We start from the raw sequence: 19,886 nt of genomic DNA, 5'->3' as shown, positions 1-19,886 counted from the left end.
CAAAGAACTAAAAACTAAATCTTTAACTTTCCAAAAGATATTCGTTATAATTTCCTAGGAAATCGACTTTTGTTCCAAGTGCTTTTAGTTCTTCTAAAGCATTTTCGTGAAGAATAGGATGCCAATCGCCAACAATATTTAAGAAGAAGAAATAGTTGCCCAAACCAGTTTTTAAAGTTCTAGATTCTATTTTGCTAAGGTTCATGTTGCGCCAAGCAAAAACAGAAAGTACCTGATGCAATCCTCCTGCATGATCTTCGGGTAAGCTAACAAGCAATCCAGATTTTCGACCAATATTCTCTAAACTCGAGTTGTCGTAGGAGTTTTTGGATTTAGAAATGATGATAAAACGCGTATGATTTTGTTCAAAATCGTGGATGTTACGTTGGATGATTTCTAAATCATAAAGCTTTGCAGCAAACTGATTAGCAACTGCCGCAAGTTTTCTGTCTTGGTTTTTAGAAACATGATTTGCTGCTGCCGCAGTTGATGAAAAATCTTGCTTTGGAATATATTTATAATGCTGATCCAAATAATGGAAACTCTGCGCTAAAGCTTGCGAATGCGAATATATTTTTTCTAAACGAGCATCATTACATTGTGATTTATGAATCATGAGATGATGTGCAATCGGCATGACAGCTTCGGCTTCTATTTGGATTTGAGGTGTTTTATATGGGTAATCCAAGGTCATAGAAACTGTACCTTCAATCGAGTTTTCTAACGGGACAACGGCTTTGTCAACGATTCCGTCTTCAACCGCCTTGAAGCAATCCAAAATACTAACCTGCGGAATTTTAGTTTCTGTCGGAAAAAGCTGCGTTGTTGCCAATTGCGTGAAAGAGGCTTCTGGACCTAAGAATGCGATTTTCATATAACAAATCTAAATGTAAAATTATTTTTTTCAAAATGTTCACACTAGAAAAAGCCCGTTTCCAAACTTAAAGCGGCAGATTGATATCCGTTGATTTTGTCAGGTTGTATAATTTTTGCTCTTTTTAGAAGATCCTCCGTAATTAAAATGTCATCACGATTGACTTTAATTTTATTAAGAAAAACTAGCGCATTGTTTTCTAATGTTAATATTTGCTTAGCTTCTTTGATGTTAAGTTTTGGGATAAAAACTTTCTCTTTTCAAGGTTATATCTAAAATTCCATTTTGTGTTAAATCGTCAAGAATTGGTCGGTTTTCAATTTTTGATTTATAGACGTTTATTTTTTCGATTTTGTTAGGATCTAGATCATGTATGAAAAAAACGATCGACAATAACATTATCAACAATAATAATTGGTGTATTTTGTGGAACAGCAGTGTGAGCGTGGCTTAAAATGTTTATACAAAAAAGTGAAATCCAAAATAATTTTTTCACGTCTTGTTTTTAGCAATTATTGTTCCGTCCATCTTTCTTCGATTAACTCCATAAGAAATTCTGGACATTTAATAATTTTATTATTTTCGGCATTCAGAAAGAATAGAGTAGTGCGGGCTTCTGTAATTTTTTCATCATTTTCATTATATATTTCGTAATCAAAGATGATTCTTACGCCAGGTTTTGTTTTAACATAAGTTTTAATATTCAAAACTTGGTCATATAACGCAGGTTTTATATATTTGATTTGATATTCCGACACGGGAAGAAAAATACCTTTCTTTTCGATCTCATCATAAGATATTCCAAGTGAACGAAATAGCTCTACTCGGGCTACTTCTAAGTAGGTAGCATAATTACCATAGTAGACATATTTCATAGGATCGGTTTCGGCGTAACGTACTCTTATTGAGGTTGTTGTGTGTATCATTTTAAGCGATTATTAATACATACAAATATATTTTTTAATAAGCAATAGAGCAAAAATTTTTTTTATTAAATTATAATTAGATATTTGTCACCCCTATGAAAATTAGTGGTCTAACCTGGAAAAAGCAGCAAGAAAAATGGATGAAAATTTAGTTTTGATATGGGAAAAATGTCTTCAGTTCATGCGAGATAATCTCAATGCTGCCGAGGATCATTCGGACCTTAAAAAATTAGAAAACTCTTTTGATTTATTATTTGATAAAGTTAAACCATTATCTCTAGTTAATCATAATTTGACTTTATTAGTTCCTAGTGACTTTTATAAAGAATATATCGAAGACAATTATTTGTCTTTGCTATCTGCTGCGCTTAAAAAATACATTGGTAAAGGAGTTAAGCTTTGGTATTCTGTTATGGAAAACAAACCAGTTGGTAAAGAAGCTCCAATTACTGTTAATGTAAAAGGTAATAGTACACAAACGCCTAAAATCCAGGAAGCTTTACCAATCCAAAAAGAAACGAACATTAATCCGTTCGTGGTTCCAGGTATCAAAAAAGTTAATATAGAATCTAACCTAAAAGCAGATTTATCGTTTGATAATTTTGTAGAAGGCGAGAGTAATAAATTGGCTGCGACGGTTGGTAAAACTATTGCTAAACGTCCTGGTGCGACGGCTTTTAACCCATTGTTTGTACATGGTGGTTATGGTGTTGGTAAGACGCACTTAGCGCAAGCTATCGGTCTAGAAGTTAAAAATTCTTGTCCAGATAAAGTAGTTTTGTATCAATCTTCTGAGAAATTTATTCAAGATTTTATTAAGGCGGCGAAATCTCAAAACAAAACAGATTTCCAAAACTATTATCAGTTAGTTGATGTTTTAATAATTGATGATATTCAGTTTTTATCGGGAAAAGCAGCAACACAAGATAGTTTCTTCCATATTTTCGATTATCTACATCAAAACGGAAAACAGATTATTTTGACGTCTGATAAAGCTCCTTCTGATATTATGGATATTCAGGAGCGTATCGTTTCTCGTTTTAAATGGGGTTTAACAGCAGAAATTAAATCGCCTAACTTCGAGACACGTCGTCAAATTATCGTTGATAAACTAAGTCGTGACGGTATCGTTTTAACAGATGATATGCTAGATTTCTTAGCAACAGAAGTTAAAACCAACGTTCGTGAGTTGATGGGCGTTATCAATTCGGTGATTGCTTACTCAACAGTTTATAAATCAGATTTAAGTTTAGAATTACTTAAAGAAACGATTAACAAAATCGCGACGACTCAGAAGAAAACGATCAATATTCCATATATTCAAGAAGTGGTTTGCGAATATTTCGGGATCAACAGAGAGTTGTTGTTGTCAAAATCTAGAAAAAGAGAAGTGGCTTTACCAAGACAGTTAGCCATGTATTTTGCAAAAGAATTGACCAATTCTACGTATACAAAAATCGGTGAAGAAATGGGCGGAAAAGACCATTCGACCGTAATCTACGCTTGTGACACGATTCGTGATGTTTCGAAAATAGATAAAGAAATCAAAAAATATATCAAAGATTTGAAAGAGCGTATCAATCATTAATCAATGATAAATAATATAGAAAAGGCTTTAATTTATTTTAAAGCCTTTTCTTTTTTTAATAAATTCACAACATGAAAATTTTAATGCTTTGTTTAGGGAATATCTGTCGTAGTCCATTGGCAGAAGGAATATTAAGAAGTAAATTATCCTCTGACTTTGAGGTTGATAGCGCCGGAACAATCTCGATGCACGAAGGTGAAAAAGCGGATAAGCGTTCTATAAAAGTGGCTGCTAATCACCATGTCGATATTAACGAACATCGCTCGCGCCCGATTACTGCTAAAGATTTTGAAAATTTCGATAGAATCTATTGTATGGATTTGCATAATCTTGAAGATGCATTATCAATGGCGAAAAATGATGAACAACGTGCAAAAGTTAGTTTAATTTTGGATGTTCTTAATTCTGGAAAAAGCAATGAAGTTCCCGATCCTTATTGGGGCGATTTATCCGATTTTGAAAAGGTTTATCAAATGTTGGATGAAGCCTGCGATGTGATTGCAAAGGAAATTAATTTTAATTCAAAAACAATCTAAGATGTTGTATTTGTTACCAGCGTATTTGTCAGAAAATTCGCCGTTTGATTATTTTGCGCCAACCATTCGTGAGATTATTATGAATGTCGATCATTTTTTTGTAGAGAATGAAAAAACAGCAAGACGTGTTATTAAATTTTTTGCGCCTGAAAAAAAACAATCCGAATTAAAATTATATTTACTTGACAAATATTCTGAAGCTTCGGATCTCAAAGAAGCACAAGACTTGATGAAGTCGGATGTGGATTTTGGGGTGTTGTCAGAAGCGGGCTTGCCGTGCATTGGTGATCCCGGAAATATTATGGTGAAGTGGTCGCATCAACACAACATAAAAGTTGTTCCAGTTAATGGACCTAGTTCTTTTGTTTTGGCTTTGGTAGCGAGTGGTTTTAACGGACAACAATTTAGTTTTAGTGGATATTTGGCGATCGATAAGCAAGAAAAGAAAAAGCAAATTCAGTATTTAGAAAGTTTGATGCACAAGACTGGTTTTACTCAAATTTTTATGGAAACGCCTTATCGTAATAACCAAATGTTGGAGGATTTAATTAAGTATTTACAACCAAATACTCAGCTGTGTATCGCGGCAAACATCAACGATCCTGAGCACGAATTTATCAAAACAAAATCTGCTAAAGATTGGTCAAAATCTAAACCAGAATTACATAAAATCCCAGCCGTTTTTTTAATCGGAAAATAATAAAATACCAAACACAAATACTATGAAAACCACATTTCCATTTTATCTAAAACTCTCGAGTGTGCTTGTAAGTATAGTGATTTTAGGTTTTTTAGCTAAACTTGGCGAACGCATTATTGTACCGATGATTTTGGGTTTGTTATTCTCAATTTTGTTAACGCCCACTAGTCGTTTTTTAGAAAAGAAATTAAGGTTTTCTAGGAGTATGTCATCAATATTTGTTAGCATTTTAGCAATGTTAGCGATTTCGGGTGTTGTTTATATTATGGCGGTTCAGATTGGTAAGTTGTCCGAAGATTGGCCAGCTTTCCAAAAGCAAATTACAGATCTGTTTGATCAGTTGCAGAGTTGGTTTTACAACACATTTGGCGTTAAACGTAGTGAGCAATTAACATATATTAATGATACTGCCAAAAAAAGCATTAGTACAGGGACGGCTATTTTGGAAAAGATTGTCAGCTCGGTGTCTTATGTCTTGATGATATCAGCGTTTACATTTTTGTTCACTTTATTTTTCTTGTTGTATAGGACTCGATTAGTTCATTTTTTAGTATTAAGTTTTAGCAAAGACGAACATAAAAATGTTGTGTACGAAGTTGTTGAAAATATTCAATTTATGGTAAAAAAATATCTAGTAGGTTTGTTTTTACAAATGATAATAGTGATAATTTTGTCCTTTATTGCTTATACAATTATTGGGATTAAATACAATGTCATGTTAGCAGTATTGACGGGCGTTTTCAATATTTTACCATACATCGGCATTTTTACGGCTTTGCTTATTGGCGTTCTCATCACATTTGCAACATCAAGTTTGTCGAGTGTATTATTCTTGGTGATTTCTATAGTTGTAATCCATGCGATAGATGGCAATATTATTATGCCAAAAGTTGTCGGTTCTAAAGTCAAGATTAATTCACTTATTGTGATTATTGGTTTGGTAGTTGGAGAGATGCTTTGGGGGATTTCGGGGATGTTGTTAACGATTCCGATTCTTGCCATTGCAAAAATTGTATTTGACCGTATCGACAATACCAAAGCTTGGGGTTATCTAATGGGCGAAGATCACGATGATGAAACCGAAAAATAATAATTATAATCTCAGAATATTCTGAGATTTTTTATTTGTGAAATCTTTGTAAAACATTTAACCTTTGTTAACGTAAGACTTGCACCAACTTTGCAAATACTATTATTATAAAACACAGTATCATGTTAAATAAAAAAGTAGCCGGTCTTTGGATCGATGGGAGAAAAGCAATTGTTGTAAGTAATCACAATGCCGAAACTATTTCTGATTTTGAAGTAAAAGGAAATCTAAAAGTTGAAGTACAAGTCGGGAATTCTAACGAACATACTGCTAATAATGTTGAAAAAACCAACAGAATAAAATTCTATAAAGAAATAGAAAAAGAAATCACCAACAGTACAGAGCTTTATATTACTGGTCCTGGCACTGCGCAAGAAGAACTTAGAAACTACCTTTTAGAAACGCCTCAATACAAAAATCTAAAGATAACTTTAGGCACAGATTCGCAGCTTAACGATGCAGAAGTTCTTAATGAAGTTAAAAGTCACTACGGTGTCTAAGTCATTTATATCAAATTAAATTTTTCAATATTAAACCATTCGTAAGAGTGGTTTTTTTGTTTTTGTAGGATTATATTTTAAATGAAATTAACACTTTCTAATCGCTTTTCAATCGTTGTGTTGATGGCTTTTTTTGTACTTTTGTTAAAACTGAAAAGTAGAAAATTATGATCTCTAAAAAGTATCTCCAGAATTTACAAAACGAATTACAAAATATCGATAACGAAGGTCTCTTTAAAAGAGAACGTATTATCACCTCACAACAATCTGCGGAGATTGAAGCTAATGGAAAAAAACTTCTTAATTTCTGTGCCAACAATTATTTAGGATTATCTAACCATCCAGAAGTGATGAAGGCGTCGCAAGACATGATTGCATCACATGGTTATGGGATGTCTTCGGTTAGATTTATTTGTGGAACGCAAGATATTCATAAAGAGTTAGAAGCTAAAATTTCTAAATTTTTAGGACTTGAAGACACTATTCTTTATGCTGCATGTTTCGATGCTAATGGCGGGGTTTTCGAACCATTATTCTCGGACGAAGATGCAATTATTTCGGATGAGCTTAACCACGCATCAATTATTGATGGTGTTAGATTGTGTAAAGCTGCTAGATACCGTTATAAAAACAACAATATGGAAGATCTAGAAGCACAATTAATTGAGGCTTCGAAGAAAAATCATAGATTCAAAATCATCGTTACTGACGGGGTTTTCTCGATGGATGGTATTGTTGCTGACCTTAAAGGTGTTTGTGATTTAGCAGATAAATATGATGCTTTAGTAATGGTTGACGACTCTCACGCGACAGGATTTATTGGTAAAACAGGTCGTGGAACGCACGAAGCTAACGACGTTATGGGTAGAGTAGACATCATTACATCAACTTTAGGAAAAGCTTTAGGTGGTGCTTTAGGTGGATTTACTTCTGGTAAAAAAGAAATCATCGATATGTTACGTCAACGTTCTAGACCTTATTTGTTCTCAAATTCTTTGGCGCCAGGTATTGTTGGTGCTGCGATGAAGGTTTTGGATATGATTTCTGATGATACATCTTTGCGCGATAAAGTAATGGACAACGCAGAATATTTTAGCACCGAAATGAAAGCTAAAGGTTTCGATATTCCTGATGGTGACGCTGCAATTGTTCCTGTAATGTTGTATGATGCGCCACTTTCTCAAAAAATGGCGGAAATGCTTATGGATGAAGGTATTTATGTAATCGGATTCTTCTATCCAGTTGTTCCAAAAGGTAAAGCGAGAATTAGAGTTCAGCTTTCTGCAGCGCACACTAGAGAGCATTTGGATAAAGCGATTACTGCTTTCGAAAAAGTTGGAAAAGAATTAGGTGTTATCTAATTTAAAAATATTAAAATACAATTAAAATCCTACATCAACTGTAGAATTTTTTATTTATTGGCAGTAATCTTGCAAATTGTTTGATGTTTTTAATATTTAATAAAAATGAAGAAAGTAGGCCTTGGATTTTTTGCAGTTTTAGTGTTGTCGATGTTGACAAGTTGTGAAGCAGTAAGTACCGTTTTTAAAGCCGGAATGTGGTGGGCTTTTATCTTAATGTTCGCAGGTATTGCCTTAATTATTTGGATCTTATCCAAATTTATGGGAGGAAAGAAGTAACAATTATAAAAAGAAATCCGATGATTAATCATCGGATTTTATATTTATTTTTCGTCGGCAGATGGTCCGTAGATTCCTGGTAGAGGAAGATCTAGCATTCTCATATAGACTGTCAATTGTCCTCTGTGGTGGATCAGGTGATTGGTGATAATGTAACGTACCGCACCTATTCTCGGCAACTGAGAGATAACATTATCGCCAGCTTTCAAAGTCCAATCTTGTAACCAAAAGGCTTCATCTTTAGAATTAACAAAATCAATATTCTTTTGTAGATTCTCATCCAACATTGCTTTTAGCTCATCAAGATTATAATTTCCCATTGGTTTATAATCTACATGAAAATCGAAAACATCTTTATCCGCAGCACCAGCAACCCAAGAATGTAATTCTACAATGTGGATAGCCAATTCTCCAACTGACATCGATTTTTCGTGAGGTTTCCAAGTCCAGTGATCTTGGTTCAGGTTATTGAGAATACGTTTTGTATTGTTAGTCTCGTGTTTTAGTTCCGCTATAATTCCGTCTTTAATGCTCATTTTTATAGGATTATATAAAATTATTTTTTTAAATTTTCCAAAACTTCGCTTAGATCATTATAACCACCGCCATTGTACACGTCAGTTAAACCTTCTGCTTTAAAGTATTCTGCAGCTTTTCCACTTCTGTTTCCGCTTCTACAAAAGAAAATTTTTGTTCCGCTAAGGTTTAGGATTTCTTGTTTACGATCCTCAAGCTCGCCAAGTGGAATATTTTGTGCTTCCTCGATGTGTCCATCCATTTCTAATTCCATTGGTTCGCGAACATCGATTAGGTGATAATTACCAGCTAATAATACATCTTCTATAGCCATTTTATTTAATTTTTTTGATTCTAAACAAAACTACAACTTAATTTTTGGATTCATCTTTTTAGAAATTATAAATTTTATTTAAAATTACTATACTTTTTATTAATGCTTTAGAAAACTTAATTTTGCAATCGTGAATTTATCCGAAAAACTGACGAGATTAATTAAAGATAAAGCCAAGAAATTTGGCTTTCAGTCTTGTGGTATTTCAAAGTCAGAATTTTTGGAAGAAGAAGCGCCAAAGTTGGAAGCTTGGTTGAAAAATAATTTCCATGGCGAGATGAAGTATATGGAAAATTATTTTGACAAACGTCTCGATCCACGATTGTTGGTAGAAGGTTCGCGATCTGTTATTTCGCTCAGTTACAACTATTTTCCGAAGCAAGATATTTTTAAAGATAAATTACAAAAGATTTCAAAATACGCTTATGGTGAAGATTATCATGAAGTTATAAAAGATATTTTACGAGAAATGATTTCGGAACTTCAAGACGAAATTGGAGAATTTAGTTTTCGTGTCTTTGTAGATTCCGCGCCAGTTCTGGAACGTGCTTGGGCAAAAAAGTCCGGTATTGGCTGGGTTGGTAAAAACGCGAATATCATCACAAAACAAAGTGGATCTTTCTTTTTTTTAGCGGAGATTATTTGCGATTTAGATTTAGAATATGATCATGCAACAACCGATCATTGCGGCACTTGTAGAAAATGCATCGATGCTTGCCCAACAGATGCAATTGTCAGTGATAAATTAATTGACGGCTCCAAATGTATTTCTTATGCAACCATCGAATTAAAGGAAGAAATCCCTGATTCGTTCAAAAATAAAATGGAAAATTGGATGTTCGGTTGCGACATTTGTCAAGATGTTTGTCCTTGGAATCGTTTTTCGGCACCGACATTAGAAGAGAAATTCCACCCGAATGAAGCCTTACAAAACTTCACCAAAACGGAGTGGAAAGAAATGACCCAAGAGATTTTTTCTTCGGTTTTCAGAAAGTCACCGGTTAAAAGAACCAAATTTGCGGGTCTTAAGCGCAATTTGGATTTCCTGTCAGATTAATATTTTTTCTGAAATCTTTTTGGCGCTACTTTAACTCGGAATTTGAATCGACGGTTGTTTTTCTGATTTTTTTGCATAAATATTTGCTTGATTGGTTTCCTAAATTTAATGAAAAGCTTTTAATATCAGTTAATTCCGATGTTAATTTTTTGTTTCAATCATCTTAAATTTTATCCTATATTTAATTTTTAATTTAAATAATTGATGAAAAAAGTACTTTTTAGTATTCTTAAGATGATAGGCATTATTATCGGAATCGTTTTGTTGTATGTAATTGTTGCGTATTTTCTACCGATGATTCCTGTTAACGCCGAACAAACCAACGATCCCAAAACCATAGAAGCATATATTTTGACCAACGGTGTACACACCGATATTGTGGTGCCGACCAAAACAGAACAAATGGATTGGAGTACCAAAATTTTGTATGCTAATACCAAAGGAAAGCAAACAGATTTCAAATACACCTCGTTTGGTTGGGGAGACAAAGGCTTTTATTTGGACACGCCGACTTGGGCGGATCTTAAATTTTCAACAGCTTTTAATGCCGCATTTTGGTTGAGCGACTCGGCGATGCACGTTACTTTTTATAACCAAATGAAAGAAGGCGACGATTGCAAAAAAATTATGTTGACCGAAAAGCAATATCAAAGCCTTATTAAGTTTATCGATGCGCGATTTGATTATGATTCTAACGGAAATTATGTCTTGATTCCGACAGATGCAGTTTACGGAAATAATGATGCATTCTACGATGCAAAAGGCAGTTATAGCTTTTTGTATACTTGCAATACATGGGCAAATAATGCGCTAAAAGCCGCTGGACAAAAGGCTGCAATTTGGTCGCCATCAGATTTCGGAATTTTCCAACATTATAAATAGAATGAGGACGCTTTGTTTCGTGTTTTTATTGGTGTCATTTTTTAGTTGTTCAAAAGAAATTTTAGAACAGAAAAAATTGATGATTACAGATCAAACTTCCATTAAACAAGAGAAACCAGAACTCGATTTAGAAAAAACAAAACTAAAAGCCGACAAAGCTTTAGCTTTTTGCAAAGAGCAAAATTTTAATACAGATTTTTGCATTCTTATCGATATGAGTTTGCATTCGGGTGTTAAAAGATTCCTCGTTTATGATTTCAAAAAACAAGAGATAACCAATCAATATCTTGTCGGTCACGGTTGTGGCGATGCATCTTGGAGTGCTGACGAGACCAAAGACAATCCCACATTCAGCAATGTTGAGGACAGCCATCGCACGTCGTTGGGCAAGTACAAATTGGGCGCGCGTGGTTACAGCAACTGGGGCGTCAATACCAAATATTTGATGCACGGTTTGGAGGACTCCAACAGCAATGCGGTCAAGCGAATTATCGTGTTCCATTCGTGGGAGAAGATGAGCGACGAAGAGGTTTTTCCGAAAGGTTCGCCCGAAGGTTGGGGCTGTCCAACGATTTCTAACAACTCATTTCGTGAAATCGATCCACAACTTAAAGCCTCCAAAAAGCCAGTTTTGATGTGGATTTACAATTAGTTTAATTTTTATTTTTGCGGACAATTCGGGCTATTCAGGGGTTTCGTCTTCAGAAAGCTCCGCTTTTCCAACGCCTTTTCTTCAGACCGCTCCTTTCAGTCGCGCCCTTACTATCCCGGCCGCAATTTCGGATTCGTTGAGGATTTTGGTTTTTTAGTTTTATTTCCATCGAAAAGCTTAGAGTCTGTTTATATTTTATTGCTAAAATTTTTATAGACAATTTGAGATGGATTTTTTGCTTCATATTTGAAGATTTATCGGGATAAATCAAAAATATGAAGTGAGAAATAGGCTCAAAGAGGCATGAAAATTTAGCAAATAAGGTTGGAACGCTTCAAAAAAAAGTTTTGGTAAAATTTTAAGCAGGCTCTTATTTTTTCTATCCAAAAAGATGATAAAATTCACTAAATTTGCATCTTGTAAATTACAAAGACAAGAGTTGAGAGCCAAGAACTAAGTTGAAAAACTTTAAACCTAAAACTCAAAACTCCAAAACTTGAATAAATATGACTTCACAAGAAATACGCCAGCAATTTTTAGACTTTTTCAAAAGCAAAGAGCACCTTATTGTGCCTTCTGCGCCAATTGTTTTGAAAGATGATCCTACTTTGATGTTCTCCAATTCGGGGATGACGCAGTTCAAGGATTATTTTTTAGGGTATAAAGAGCCAAAAGCTTCAAGAATTGCTGATACACAAAAATGTTTAAGAGTTTCAGGAAAGCACAACGATTTGGACGATGTTGGTCGTGATACCTATCACCACACAATGTTCGAAATGTTGGGCAACTGGTCTTTTGGCGATTATTTCAAAAAAGAAGCCATCGATTGGGCTTGGGAATTGTTGACAAAAGTTTATGGAATTCCAAAGGAAAATCTTTACGTAACTATTTTTGAAGGCGACGAAAAAGAAAATCTTGCAAGAGATACCGAAGCTTACGATTTCTGGAAAGCGCATATCGACGAAAGCCGAATTATCAATGGAAACAAAAAAGATAATTTTTGGGAAATGGGCGCGAGTGGACCATGTGGACCATGTTCAGAAATTCATGTGGATCTAAGAACACCAGAAGAAAAAGCCAAAGTTTCGGGATTGGAATTGGTAAACAACGACCATCCGCAAGTTGTAGAAATTTGGAATCTCGTTTTCATGCAATACAACCGTAAAGCAGACGGAAGTTTAGAAAATCTTCCAGCAAAACACATCGATACCGGAATGGGTTTCGAACGTCTTTGTATGGCTTTACAACATAAAGAATCCAATTATGACACTGATGTTTTCACACCTTTAATTGCGAAGGTTGAAGAACTTTCAGGGAAAAAATATACAGGAATTTTAACTGACGAAAAAGACATCGCAATCCGTGTTGTGGTGGATCATATTCGTGCAGTTTCGTTTGCAATTGCCGATGGACAGCTGCCTTCTAACAACGGAGCGGGTTATGTTATCCGTAGAATTTTGAGAAGAGGAATTTCTTATGCTTATCGTTTTTTAGGCATGAAAGAAGCTTTCCTTCATCAGTTGGTTGATGTTTTGAAAAACCAAATGGGCGCAACTTTCCCAGAAATCGTGAAGCAAGAAACCTTGGTGACAGAAGTTATTAAAGAAGAAGAAATTTCTTTCTTAAGAACGATTGAAAACGGTTTGGTAAGAGTACAAAAACTAATTGAACAAACGATTTCAAAAGGAGAAAAAGTACTTCCAAGCGAAGAAGTTTTCGAATTGTACGATACTTACGGTTTTCCAGATGATTTAACGAGAATTATCGCAGAAGAAAAAGGTTTGACGATTGATGAGGCAGGTTTCGAAGCTGAATTGCAAAAGCAAAAACAACGTTCGAAAAAAGATTCGGCAGCGAAAGTTTATGATTGGGTTGTTTTAGAAGAAAAGCCAGAAACTTTCGTTGGTTACGACAAAACAGAAAACGAAGTTGTCATCACGCGCTATAGAAAAATCGAAAATAAAGACGGCGAGTTTTATCAAATCGTTTTAGACAATACGCCTTTCTATCCAGAAGGAGGTGGACAAGTTGGCGACAAAGGAACTATCGAAAATGCGGTTGAAAACATCGAAGTTTTAGAAACTAAAAAAGAAAATAATTTAATTATTTCTTTAATTAAAGAACTTCCGAAAGACGTTTCTGCAGTTTTCTATGCGAAAGTAAATTCGGCTGATAGAAGAAATTCTCAAGGAAATCACTCGGGTACACACTTATTGCATGAAGCTTTGAGAGACGTTTTGGGAACGCATGTTGAGCAAAAAGGTTCTTATGTTGGTCCAGATTATTTGCGTTTCGACTTCTCGCATTTCAGTAAAATGAATGAGGAAGAATTGGCTCTGGTTGAGGAAAAAGTAAATGCTAAAATCAAAGAAAATATTGCGCTTCAAGAGTTCAGAAATATCCCAATTCAGGAAGCTTTGGATAAAGGCGCAATGGCTTTATTTGGTGAAAAATATGGCGATAATGTTAGAATGATTCAGTTTGGAAGTTCGAAAGAACTTTGTGGTGGAACGCACGTGAAATCAACTGGCGAAATCGGACGTTTTAAATTGATTTCAGAAGCTTCTGCAGCAGCTGGAATTAGAAGAATTGAAGCTGTTTCTGGCGACAAAGCGCAAGAATATTATCAGTCTTTAGAAAATCAGATTTCCGAGCTTTCTCAATTATTGAAATCAAAAGATGTTTTGAAATCTGTTGAGAAATTAATGGAAGAAAATCACCTTTTAAAAGTTGAATTAGACGCTTTCAAAAAAGAAAAAGCAAAAGGCGAAATCTCCGATTGGAAAAACGCTTACGAACAAAAAGGCGACAAACAATTATTAGTAAAGAAAACCTCTTTGGACGCTGCTTCTGTAAAAGACATCGTTTTCGAATTGAAACGTGAAATTCCAAATTCTGTAACGATTATCCTTTCTGACGCTGACGGAAAACCAATGATAACTGTTGGTGTTTCAGCAGATTTGGAATCAAATTACCAAGCTGGAACGATTGTAAAAGATTTGGCAAAAGAAATCCAAGGCGGCGGTGGCGGAAATCCGGGTTTTGCGACTGCTGGTGGAAAGAATTTGGATGGATTGGAAAATGCGTATCAGAAGGCTTTAGGATTGTAAGATAGTCTAAAAGCTTATTAAAAATAAAGAATCGGGAGCAACAAAGTTGCTCCCGATTTTGCTTTTCAGTGAACTGAAAAAAGGTTAAATATATTGATGATTTTTAGCGTTTTTTAATCTTAAGAAAAGAAAAAGTAACAGATCATTCGACTTCCAAAAGAAAACGATAAAGCAAGTAGAAGTTTTCCAATGAATTTGATTTTAAAATACATTTGTAAGTTAGATTGAAATACTGAAATCTATGATAAAGTTGCGTGTTCAAAGGCAGACATAGAGATTTTACAAATGAAAATTATTGTCGAATGATTGTTACAGTTTCCTTTTTCAAACAATACAAATCACCTACTTGCTCTTATTTTGCCATTCTGTATGGGAAGTAGTTAACCACTTTGTCCATAAGATTATTCATTAGTTTGTCAGTTTCATCGATTAGAGAATATTTAGAACCAGCATTCTCGTCCAATTTCCAAACCCAATCGCCAGAAGCACCGTCGAATAAGGTAATTTTGATGATACCTGATTTACTTTCTTTGTTGTTCATTTTTTGCACATAATCTCCAGCGATAACAGCGTCAACTCCTAATGCTTTCGCAATTTCTTCTTTGCTCGTTGTATAGAGTGTCGACATAATGCCGCTATTTTTTAGTTTAAGATTAGTTGTGCTAATATCTTGAAATTCAATAGAGTAACTATTTTGATTTCTTAACAAAAATTTGTAAAGACTTTCTTGTACTTTTTCTTCTATTTCTTTTTCGTTGCGGACACGTTCTTTTTTACTGGTAATTTGTTTTTTGTTTTCACCTTCTATGTCAACAGAAAAAGGAATAATTGCTACAGTCTTATGTGCTGTAATATAGTCGTCATAACGTTTTGAAAGGAAAATATTTTTGTTTTTTGACTTATCCAAACTCGTTTGTAGATCAGTACTTTTTTGGAATAATTTTCCAGAAGTAAAAGGATCTGTACCAATAATTCCATTAGTTGCAGCACCCAAAATCATGTTTCCAAGACTAGGTTTTTTCTTTTCTTCAGGTGCTTTTGTCGTCACTGTACCAGTCGACTGAACCATCATATTACCTAGATTAGCTGTAGAACCTGCGATTTGGCTGATTGTTTTTGGTTTTTTAACCAAGCTATTAATTAAAGCTGGATTGTTATTTAGCGTAGTGACAATACTTGGATTAAGACTAAGTGCTAAAACAACATCTTCATTTTTAGTCAATAATTTTAAAAAATCTGGACTTGCATTAATTGTATTGATAATGTTCGGGTTAGCGGTTATTAAATTTAGAACTTGAGGTTCGTCAACGACTGCATCCAATAGTTTTTCATTCATGTTTAATGAATTGATTAACTGTGGATTAGCATTAATTGCATTAAGGATTTGTGGATTTTTCTTAATAGCTTTGGTAACTGCCTTTGTTGGAGGCATCGCCATTTGGGCATTAACTTGTGACGCTGCTACAAGGAGAAGCGCAGAAAGTAAAATTTTTTTCATGATGTTAAGATTTGTTTGTTAGTTATTGTTGAAATAAGGGAAATTCTTGTTGAGTCTCTTGATAACATTGACTACGGTTTTTGACATGTCGTAAATTCTGGTTTTAGAATTCTCGTTGATGTATTGCCAAAGCACTTTGTCGCTATCTTTTCCGAAGACGTTAATGGTAAATTTTGATTTGTCTTTCGGATCTAATGTTGGATCTAGGATAGAAGCCGTCGTTTGCGAAAATGTTTTTTCACGCAGGCTTACCGTATCATATTTGTGAGATAATGCATCTTTTCCAAAATCAAAGAATTGTAAATCGATCATGTCATTTAATAACATTTGGTTGATTTTAGAATTCACGATAACTTCGGCAACGGTTTTTTGTTCTTGCGTTAATCCTTTAGAAATTTGTGCAAACAAGTTTTTATCAATGCCTAAATTGTCATTAGCATAACTTGCCATAATCTCCTGATGATCGCCTTTTACAATACCATTAAGGACTTCTTTGGTGTCAGATAATCTGTACGCAAGTACTTCCAATTCTTCTGGAGTTTTATTAAGAATTGTAAAATCTTCGTCGGCTGCAATACCTAATAATTTATTAATTTTTGAACGGTTATCAATTAAAATATTTGCTGTGGCTTCGTCATTACCAAGAAGATTTGCAAGTTGGATTTTATCACCTTTTAGAAGAGACAAAATACCTTCTTTATTATTAAGTAACAAGTCCGAAGCTTTGGAAATAGCATTTTCATTAAGCCCCGTTTTTAAACCTGAAAACCAAACTTTAAGCGTTCCTGAAGGCGAATTGTCATTAAGTAAATCGCCTAACAAAGTTGTTGAATTGCCGATAATCTGAGCAAATTGTCCTATCTGGCTGAAGTTAAGTTCTGTACCAAAAAGATTTCTGTTTTGCTGTAATAAACCAGTGATAATGTTTTGGATATTTCCGCTGTTGATATTGCTGATAAAATCTTTGTTATTACTGATAAATAAACCAAGTTGCTGGATATCGATACCTTCTAATTTGTTTCCGAAAAGTTGAGTTCCGTTTTGGCTAAGATTATTAATAATCGATTCTTGATCAAGATCTATTAAACTACTAATGTTGTTTTTATCCGTTAATATTGAAGCATATTTTTGTACGTCATCTGCCGACAATTTGTTACCGATAATTTGACTGCTATTCGCTAGAGCCATATTCACCAATCCAGAATAATCACCTTTGATGATTCCTCCCAATTGGTCTTTATTTTTTAAAATTAAATTGGTATAAAATGAAGTTGACTCGTCTCCGAAACTACCTACCAATCGACCAACATTATTACCCAAAGCTTCTTGCCAAGCATTCGACGTATCTCCAGATGCTAACTTACCGATAAGCTCTTGGTTATCAATTAAAATATTTCCGAATTCGCCCAACTGATTTTTGTCCAGGACAGTTCCGAAGATATTGGCATCTTTGCTAAGTAAGGATGTCATCATACTTTTAGCATCGCCATTCATCGCATTTCGTAAAAAATCTTTGTTGTTGCCAAGTAGTTTTGCAAATTTCTGAATATCAACATTTTGTATTTGATCTCCGAAGATTTTCAAACCATTTTCTGTCAAATTAGTTACAATCATTTGTGTATCAAAAGATAAAAGCCCGGTGATAGCTTCTTTGTTTGTAAGAAGAGAAGCGTAATTTTTTGCTTCTTCTGATGGTAAAATTTCACCAATTAAAGAAGCATTGTTACTTAGTAAATCACTTGTGAAAGATGTAAAATCACCACTAACAGCTTTCGCAAAAAGATTTTTATTTTTTACAATTAAATCTGTGTAAAAATTAGAAGAAGTTGCCGGCACCATTCCTGATATGGTAGAAATGTTTTTGCTTAACATATCTTGCAAAAGATTAGAAGTATCGCCAGAAGCTAGTTTGACAATAATATCAGAATTGTTACTTAGGATTTCTCCAAATTTTCCCAACTGTGCTGCGTCTAGTGCTGTCCCAAGAATATTACTGTCTTTACTTAATAAGGAATTCAGTATTTTTTTTGGATCGCCATCGATAGTACTTTGGATAAATTCTCTATTGTTTGCAATGAGTTTTGCAAATTTTTGTACATCCGCATTTCCTATTTGATCTCCGAAAAGCTGCGCTCCACTTTGTGTTAAAGTCGAAATAATTGATTGCGTATTACCAGACAATAATCCTTTAACAGCTTCTTTATTGGTTAATAAAGCGGCATATTTTTGAGCTTCACCTAGTGGAAGTTTTTCACCAATTAAAGAAATATTATTAACTAATAAATCTGTTGTCAATGCTGTGAAGTCACCCTTCAATGCTTTACCAACTAGTTCTTTATTATTCAATATTAAATTAGAATAAAAAGACGCATTATTACCGCCAATCATGTTGGTTACTTGACCGATATTTTTGTCAAGAACATCATTTAACAAATTGCTAGTGTCACCCGTCGCTAACTTTGCAATAATACTTGCATTGTTGCTAAGCGCCGTTGTCAAAAACGAATTTTGCTCACCTGCATATTTGCTCGTAATACTCGTTACATTACTAGAAATAATATCGAACATAATCCCTTTCGTATTGCCGTCAATTACATTCTGTACAACTTTGGTGTTGTTTTGTATCAACTTGACAACTTGAGGGTTAAGGTTAAGTTCGCTGCCTAATAAGCTGGCATTATTGGAAACTAAATCACTAAATAAATTTGAGGTATCGCCTTTCGTAAGTTTAGTTATCGTTTTTGAATTTTTTGCTGCAATTTCTGCAACTTTTTGCCAATTACCTTCGGGAAGAAGAGATCCAGCAATTGACGTAATTGCGGCAATATCTCCAGATTTTAATTTTTGATAAAACTCACCAGGTTTTGTAATTGCATCTATTAAAGCATTTGGATTTTTTATAAACTTAAGCGCTTGTAGCCCAGGAATATTTCCTTTAAGCTGAGATATTGCTAAATCACTTAAAGCTTTAGAAAGGTTCTGCCAACAAGTTTTTTGATTATCGACTTCTAGGTCATACGTACAAATAAGCACGGCGTCGACATTTAACAATTTAGCTAAATATGATGGTGGATAGTCGCCTGGATGTAAGAAGTAGCCAATATCCTGAAGAAGTTTATTTGTTATTCTTATGTCTTGTAAATAGATTTCGGATTTGTAATTATCAAATACATCCCAAAACTGTTCTTGCAACAATTTACCAATCATCTGTTGATTTTCAAATTGTTGTTCAGCAATTTCTTCGGTGTAATCTAAAGGTTTGATGTACGATATCGCTGTATTAAAAGGAATAATCGCAATCTTGACATGCTCGTCGATTTCATCTTTGAGATTCTCATCAGCGTATATAACGTCATTTTGGTTAGACTTCAGTAAGGTTGCATACTTGCTTGCAATACTAATAACTGATGTAATCTGGCCAAGTTGAGCGTTAACTAGTGTCATGGGAAATAACGTCACCCCAAACAGGAGGAGAATTGAACATTTTCTTCTCAGCATAATTTTAGTTTTTCGTTAGTTGGTTAATGGTTTTGAGTTAGACATTTATAAGTACTTAACTCGGGTGTTTCAATCTTGCTGACAAAGATGTTTTATTTTAAAATTAAAACTAAACTTCACTGAGGTAGTTATAAGGTAGTTCCGTCTACTACCTAGAAGGGTAGTCTGTTTAATGTGTTGTTTATCAGAATATTGATTGGTTTTTGTTGACAGTTGTTTTTGTTTTTGTAGACAGATTGTCAAAAACTGTTTTTTGATATTTTGGAAGATTATTAGAGATTTTATTGATAATCATAACTTAGGTTTTTGTGCTCTATAGATATTAAAATACTTGCGTTTCAGTTGTTAAAATTGGTAACCTAAAGACTTTTTAAAACGGAATTAACTGCCATTTTACTTATAAAAATTATTTTTTTAATAGGTTAAATATTAATCATCTATTAAATTTTTGTTTAAAAAATCAGGCATTTTAAAATAGCATTAAA

General features: G+C 34.1%; 17 protein-coding genes. 11 read left to right on the top strand and 6 right to left on the bottom strand.

Features of this window, described 5'->3' with window-relative positions; translation table 11 throughout:
* Positions 1 to 22 precede the first annotated feature (22 nt).
* Positions 23 to 874, bottom strand: a complete 852-nt coding sequence (gene pheA / locus RT037_RS08230) for a prephenate dehydratase (RefSeq protein WP_313029858.1) — start codon at positions 872 to 874, stop codon at positions 23 to 25.
* 512 nt (positions 875 to 1,386) lie between these two features.
* Complete coding sequence (locus RT037_RS08225; protein ID WP_313029854.1) at positions 1,387 to 1,800, bottom strand: thioesterase family protein; 414 nt, start codon at positions 1,798 to 1,800, stop codon at positions 1,387 to 1,389.
* A gap of 136 nt (positions 1,801 to 1,936) precedes the next feature.
* On the opposite strand from RT037_RS08225, the gene dnaA reads away from it, so the two are divergent.
* The 7 genes from dnaA to RT037_RS08190 all read left to right on the top strand — a co-directional run bounded on the left by dnaA (position 1,937) and on the right by RT037_RS08190 (position 7,854).
* On the top strand, positions 1,937 to 3,388 hold the full coding sequence (gene dnaA / locus RT037_RS08220) for a chromosomal replication initiator protein DnaA (RefSeq protein ID WP_312322590.1): 1,452 nt from the start codon (positions 1,937 to 1,939) through the stop codon (positions 3,386 to 3,388).
* A gap of 71 nt (positions 3,389 to 3,459) precedes the next feature.
* A complete protein-coding gene (locus RT037_RS08215) occupies positions 3,460 to 3,924 on the top strand; it encodes a low molecular weight protein-tyrosine-phosphatase (protein ID WP_312322588.1) in 465 nt (154 codons plus the stop codon).
* A 1-nt stretch (position 3,925) separates the two neighbouring features.
* Positions 3,926 to 4,624, top strand: a complete 699-nt coding sequence (locus RT037_RS08210; protein WP_313029848.1) for an SAM-dependent methyltransferase — start codon at positions 3,926 to 3,928, stop codon at positions 4,622 to 4,624.
* 22 nt (positions 4,625 to 4,646) lie between these two features.
* Complete coding sequence (locus RT037_RS08205; protein ID WP_312322584.1) at positions 4,647 to 5,714, top strand: AI-2E family transporter; 1,068 nt, start codon at positions 4,647 to 4,649, stop codon at positions 5,712 to 5,714.
* Between the two features lie 122 nt (positions 5,715 to 5,836).
* Positions 5,837 to 6,214, top strand: a complete 378-nt coding sequence (locus tag RT037_RS08200) for a hypothetical protein (RefSeq protein ID WP_313029844.1) — start codon at positions 5,837 to 5,839, stop codon at positions 6,212 to 6,214.
* Between the two features lie 167 nt (positions 6,215 to 6,381).
* Complete coding sequence (gene kbl, locus RT037_RS08195; protein WP_313029841.1) at positions 6,382 to 7,575, top strand: glycine C-acetyltransferase; 1,194 nt, start codon at positions 6,382 to 6,384, stop codon at positions 7,573 to 7,575.
* 105 nt (positions 7,576 to 7,680) lie between these two features.
* Positions 7,681 to 7,854, top strand: coding sequence for a phosphatidate cytidylyltransferase (locus RT037_RS08190; RefSeq protein WP_312323451.1), 174 nt, complete (start codon positions 7,681 to 7,683; stop codon positions 7,852 to 7,854).
* Between the two features lie 44 nt (positions 7,855 to 7,898).
* Here RT037_RS08190 and RT037_RS08185 read toward each other — a convergent pair whose 3' ends face one another.
* Complete coding sequence (locus tag RT037_RS08185; protein ID WP_312323452.1) at positions 7,899 to 8,390, bottom strand: DinB family protein; 492 nt, start codon at positions 8,388 to 8,390, stop codon at positions 7,899 to 7,901.
* A gap of 20 nt (positions 8,391 to 8,410) precedes the next feature.
* Positions 8,411 to 8,704, bottom strand: a complete 294-nt coding sequence (locus RT037_RS08180; RefSeq protein WP_312323453.1) for a rhodanese-like domain-containing protein — start codon at positions 8,702 to 8,704, stop codon at positions 8,411 to 8,413.
* Between the two features lie 130 nt (positions 8,705 to 8,834).
* Here RT037_RS08180 and queG point away from each other — a divergent pair, with 130 nt between their 5' ends.
* The 4 genes from queG (at position 8,835) to alaS (ending at position 14,405) form a co-directional block, all read left to right on the top strand.
* Positions 8,835 to 9,761, top strand: a complete 927-nt coding sequence (queG, locus tag RT037_RS08175) for a tRNA epoxyqueuosine(34) reductase QueG (protein WP_312323454.1) — start codon at positions 8,835 to 8,837, stop codon at positions 9,759 to 9,761.
* Between the two features lie 204 nt (positions 9,762 to 9,965).
* The gene (locus RT037_RS08170) at positions 9,966 to 10,643 is read left to right on the top strand and encodes a TIGR02117 family protein (RefSeq protein WP_313029835.1); all 678 of its coding nucleotides are present in this window, start codon (positions 9,966 to 9,968) and stop codon (positions 10,641 to 10,643) included.
* A gap of 79 nt (positions 10,644 to 10,722) precedes the next feature.
* Positions 10,723 to 11,295, top strand: coding sequence for a murein L,D-transpeptidase catalytic domain-containing protein (locus RT037_RS08165; protein ID WP_312323456.1), 573 nt, complete (start codon positions 10,723 to 10,725; stop codon positions 11,293 to 11,295).
* A 506-nt stretch (positions 11,296 to 11,801) separates the two neighbouring features.
* A complete protein-coding gene (gene alaS / locus RT037_RS08160; protein ID WP_313029830.1) occupies positions 11,802 to 14,405 on the top strand; it encodes an alanine--tRNA ligase in 2,604 nt (867 codons plus the stop codon).
* A gap of 352 nt (positions 14,406 to 14,757) precedes the next feature.
* Here alaS and RT037_RS08155 read toward each other — a convergent pair whose 3' ends face one another.
* Together RT037_RS08155 and RT037_RS08150 are read right to left on the bottom strand one after the other, a co-directional pair.
* On the bottom strand, positions 14,758 to 15,903 hold the full coding sequence (locus tag RT037_RS08155) for a hypothetical protein (RefSeq protein ID WP_313029827.1): 1,146 nt from the start codon (positions 15,901 to 15,903) through the stop codon (positions 14,758 to 14,760).
* An 18-nt stretch (positions 15,904 to 15,921) separates the two neighbouring features.
* Positions 15,922 to 19,347 (bottom strand): hypothetical protein, encoded by a 3,426-nt coding sequence (locus RT037_RS08150; protein ID WP_313029824.1) that lies wholly within the window; start codon positions 19,345 to 19,347, stop codon positions 15,922 to 15,924.
* Between the last annotated feature and the right edge of the window lie 539 nt (positions 19,348 to 19,886).

Source organism: Soonwooa sp. (assembly GCF_032062245.1).
Taxonomy (GTDB): Bacteria; Bacteroidota; Bacteroidia; order Flavobacteriales; family Weeksellaceae; genus Soonwooa.
Note: the sequence above shows the minus strand (reverse complement) of the source record. Positions and strands in the feature narration are given on the sequence as shown.

Excerpts from the sequence above, each read along its gene's own strand:
- RT037_RS08155 (WP_313029827.1), bottom strand. The coding sequence starts at position 15,903 with ATGAAAAAAATTTTACTTTCTGCGCTTCTCCTTGTAGCAGCGTCACAA.
- RT037_RS08185 (WP_312323452.1), bottom strand. The coding sequence starts at position 8,390 with ATGAGCATTAAAGACGGAATTATAGCGGAACTAAAACACGAGACTAAC.
- alaS (WP_313029830.1), top strand. The coding sequence starts at position 11,802 with ATGACTTCACAAGAAATACGCCAGCAATTTTTAGACTTTTTCAAAAGC.
- RT037_RS08205 (WP_312322584.1), top strand. The coding sequence starts at position 4,647 with ATGAAAACCACATTTCCATTTTATCTAAAACTCTCGAGTGTGCTTGTA.
- RT037_RS08200 (WP_313029844.1), top strand. The coding sequence starts at position 5,837 with ATGTTAAATAAAAAAGTAGCCGGTCTTTGGATCGATGGGAGAAAAGCA.
- dnaA (WP_312322590.1), top strand. The coding sequence starts at position 1,937 with ATGGATGAAAATTTAGTTTTGATATGGGAAAAATGTCTTCAGTTCATG.
- RT037_RS08150 (WP_313029824.1), bottom strand. The coding sequence starts at position 19,347 with ATGACACTAGTTAACGCTCAACTTGGCCAGATTACATCAGTTATTAGT.
- RT037_RS08180 (WP_312323453.1), bottom strand. The coding sequence starts at position 8,704 with ATGGCTATAGAAGATGTATTATTAGCTGGTAATTATCACCTAATCGAT.
- RT037_RS08215 (WP_312322588.1), top strand. The coding sequence starts at position 3,460 with ATGAAAATTTTAATGCTTTGTTTAGGGAATATCTGTCGTAGTCCATTG.
- RT037_RS08165 (WP_312323456.1), top strand. The coding sequence starts at position 10,723 with ATGATTACAGATCAAACTTCCATTAAACAAGAGAAACCAGAACTCGAT.
- kbl (WP_313029841.1), top strand. The coding sequence starts at position 6,382 with ATGATCTCTAAAAAGTATCTCCAGAATTTACAAAACGAATTACAAAAT.
- RT037_RS08210 (WP_313029848.1), top strand. The coding sequence starts at position 3,926 with ATGTTGTATTTGTTACCAGCGTATTTGTCAGAAAATTCGCCGTTTGAT.
- pheA (WP_313029858.1), bottom strand. The coding sequence starts at position 874 with ATGAAAATCGCATTCTTAGGTCCAGAAGCCTCTTTCACGCAATTGGCA.
- RT037_RS08190 (WP_312323451.1), top strand. The coding sequence starts at position 7,681 with ATGAAGAAAGTAGGCCTTGGATTTTTTGCAGTTTTAGTGTTGTCGATG.
- RT037_RS08170 (WP_313029835.1), top strand. The coding sequence starts at position 9,966 with ATGAAAAAAGTACTTTTTAGTATTCTTAAGATGATAGGCATTATTATC.
- RT037_RS08225 (WP_313029854.1), bottom strand. The coding sequence starts at position 1,800 with ATGATACACACAACAACCTCAATAAGAGTACGTTACGCCGAAACCGAT.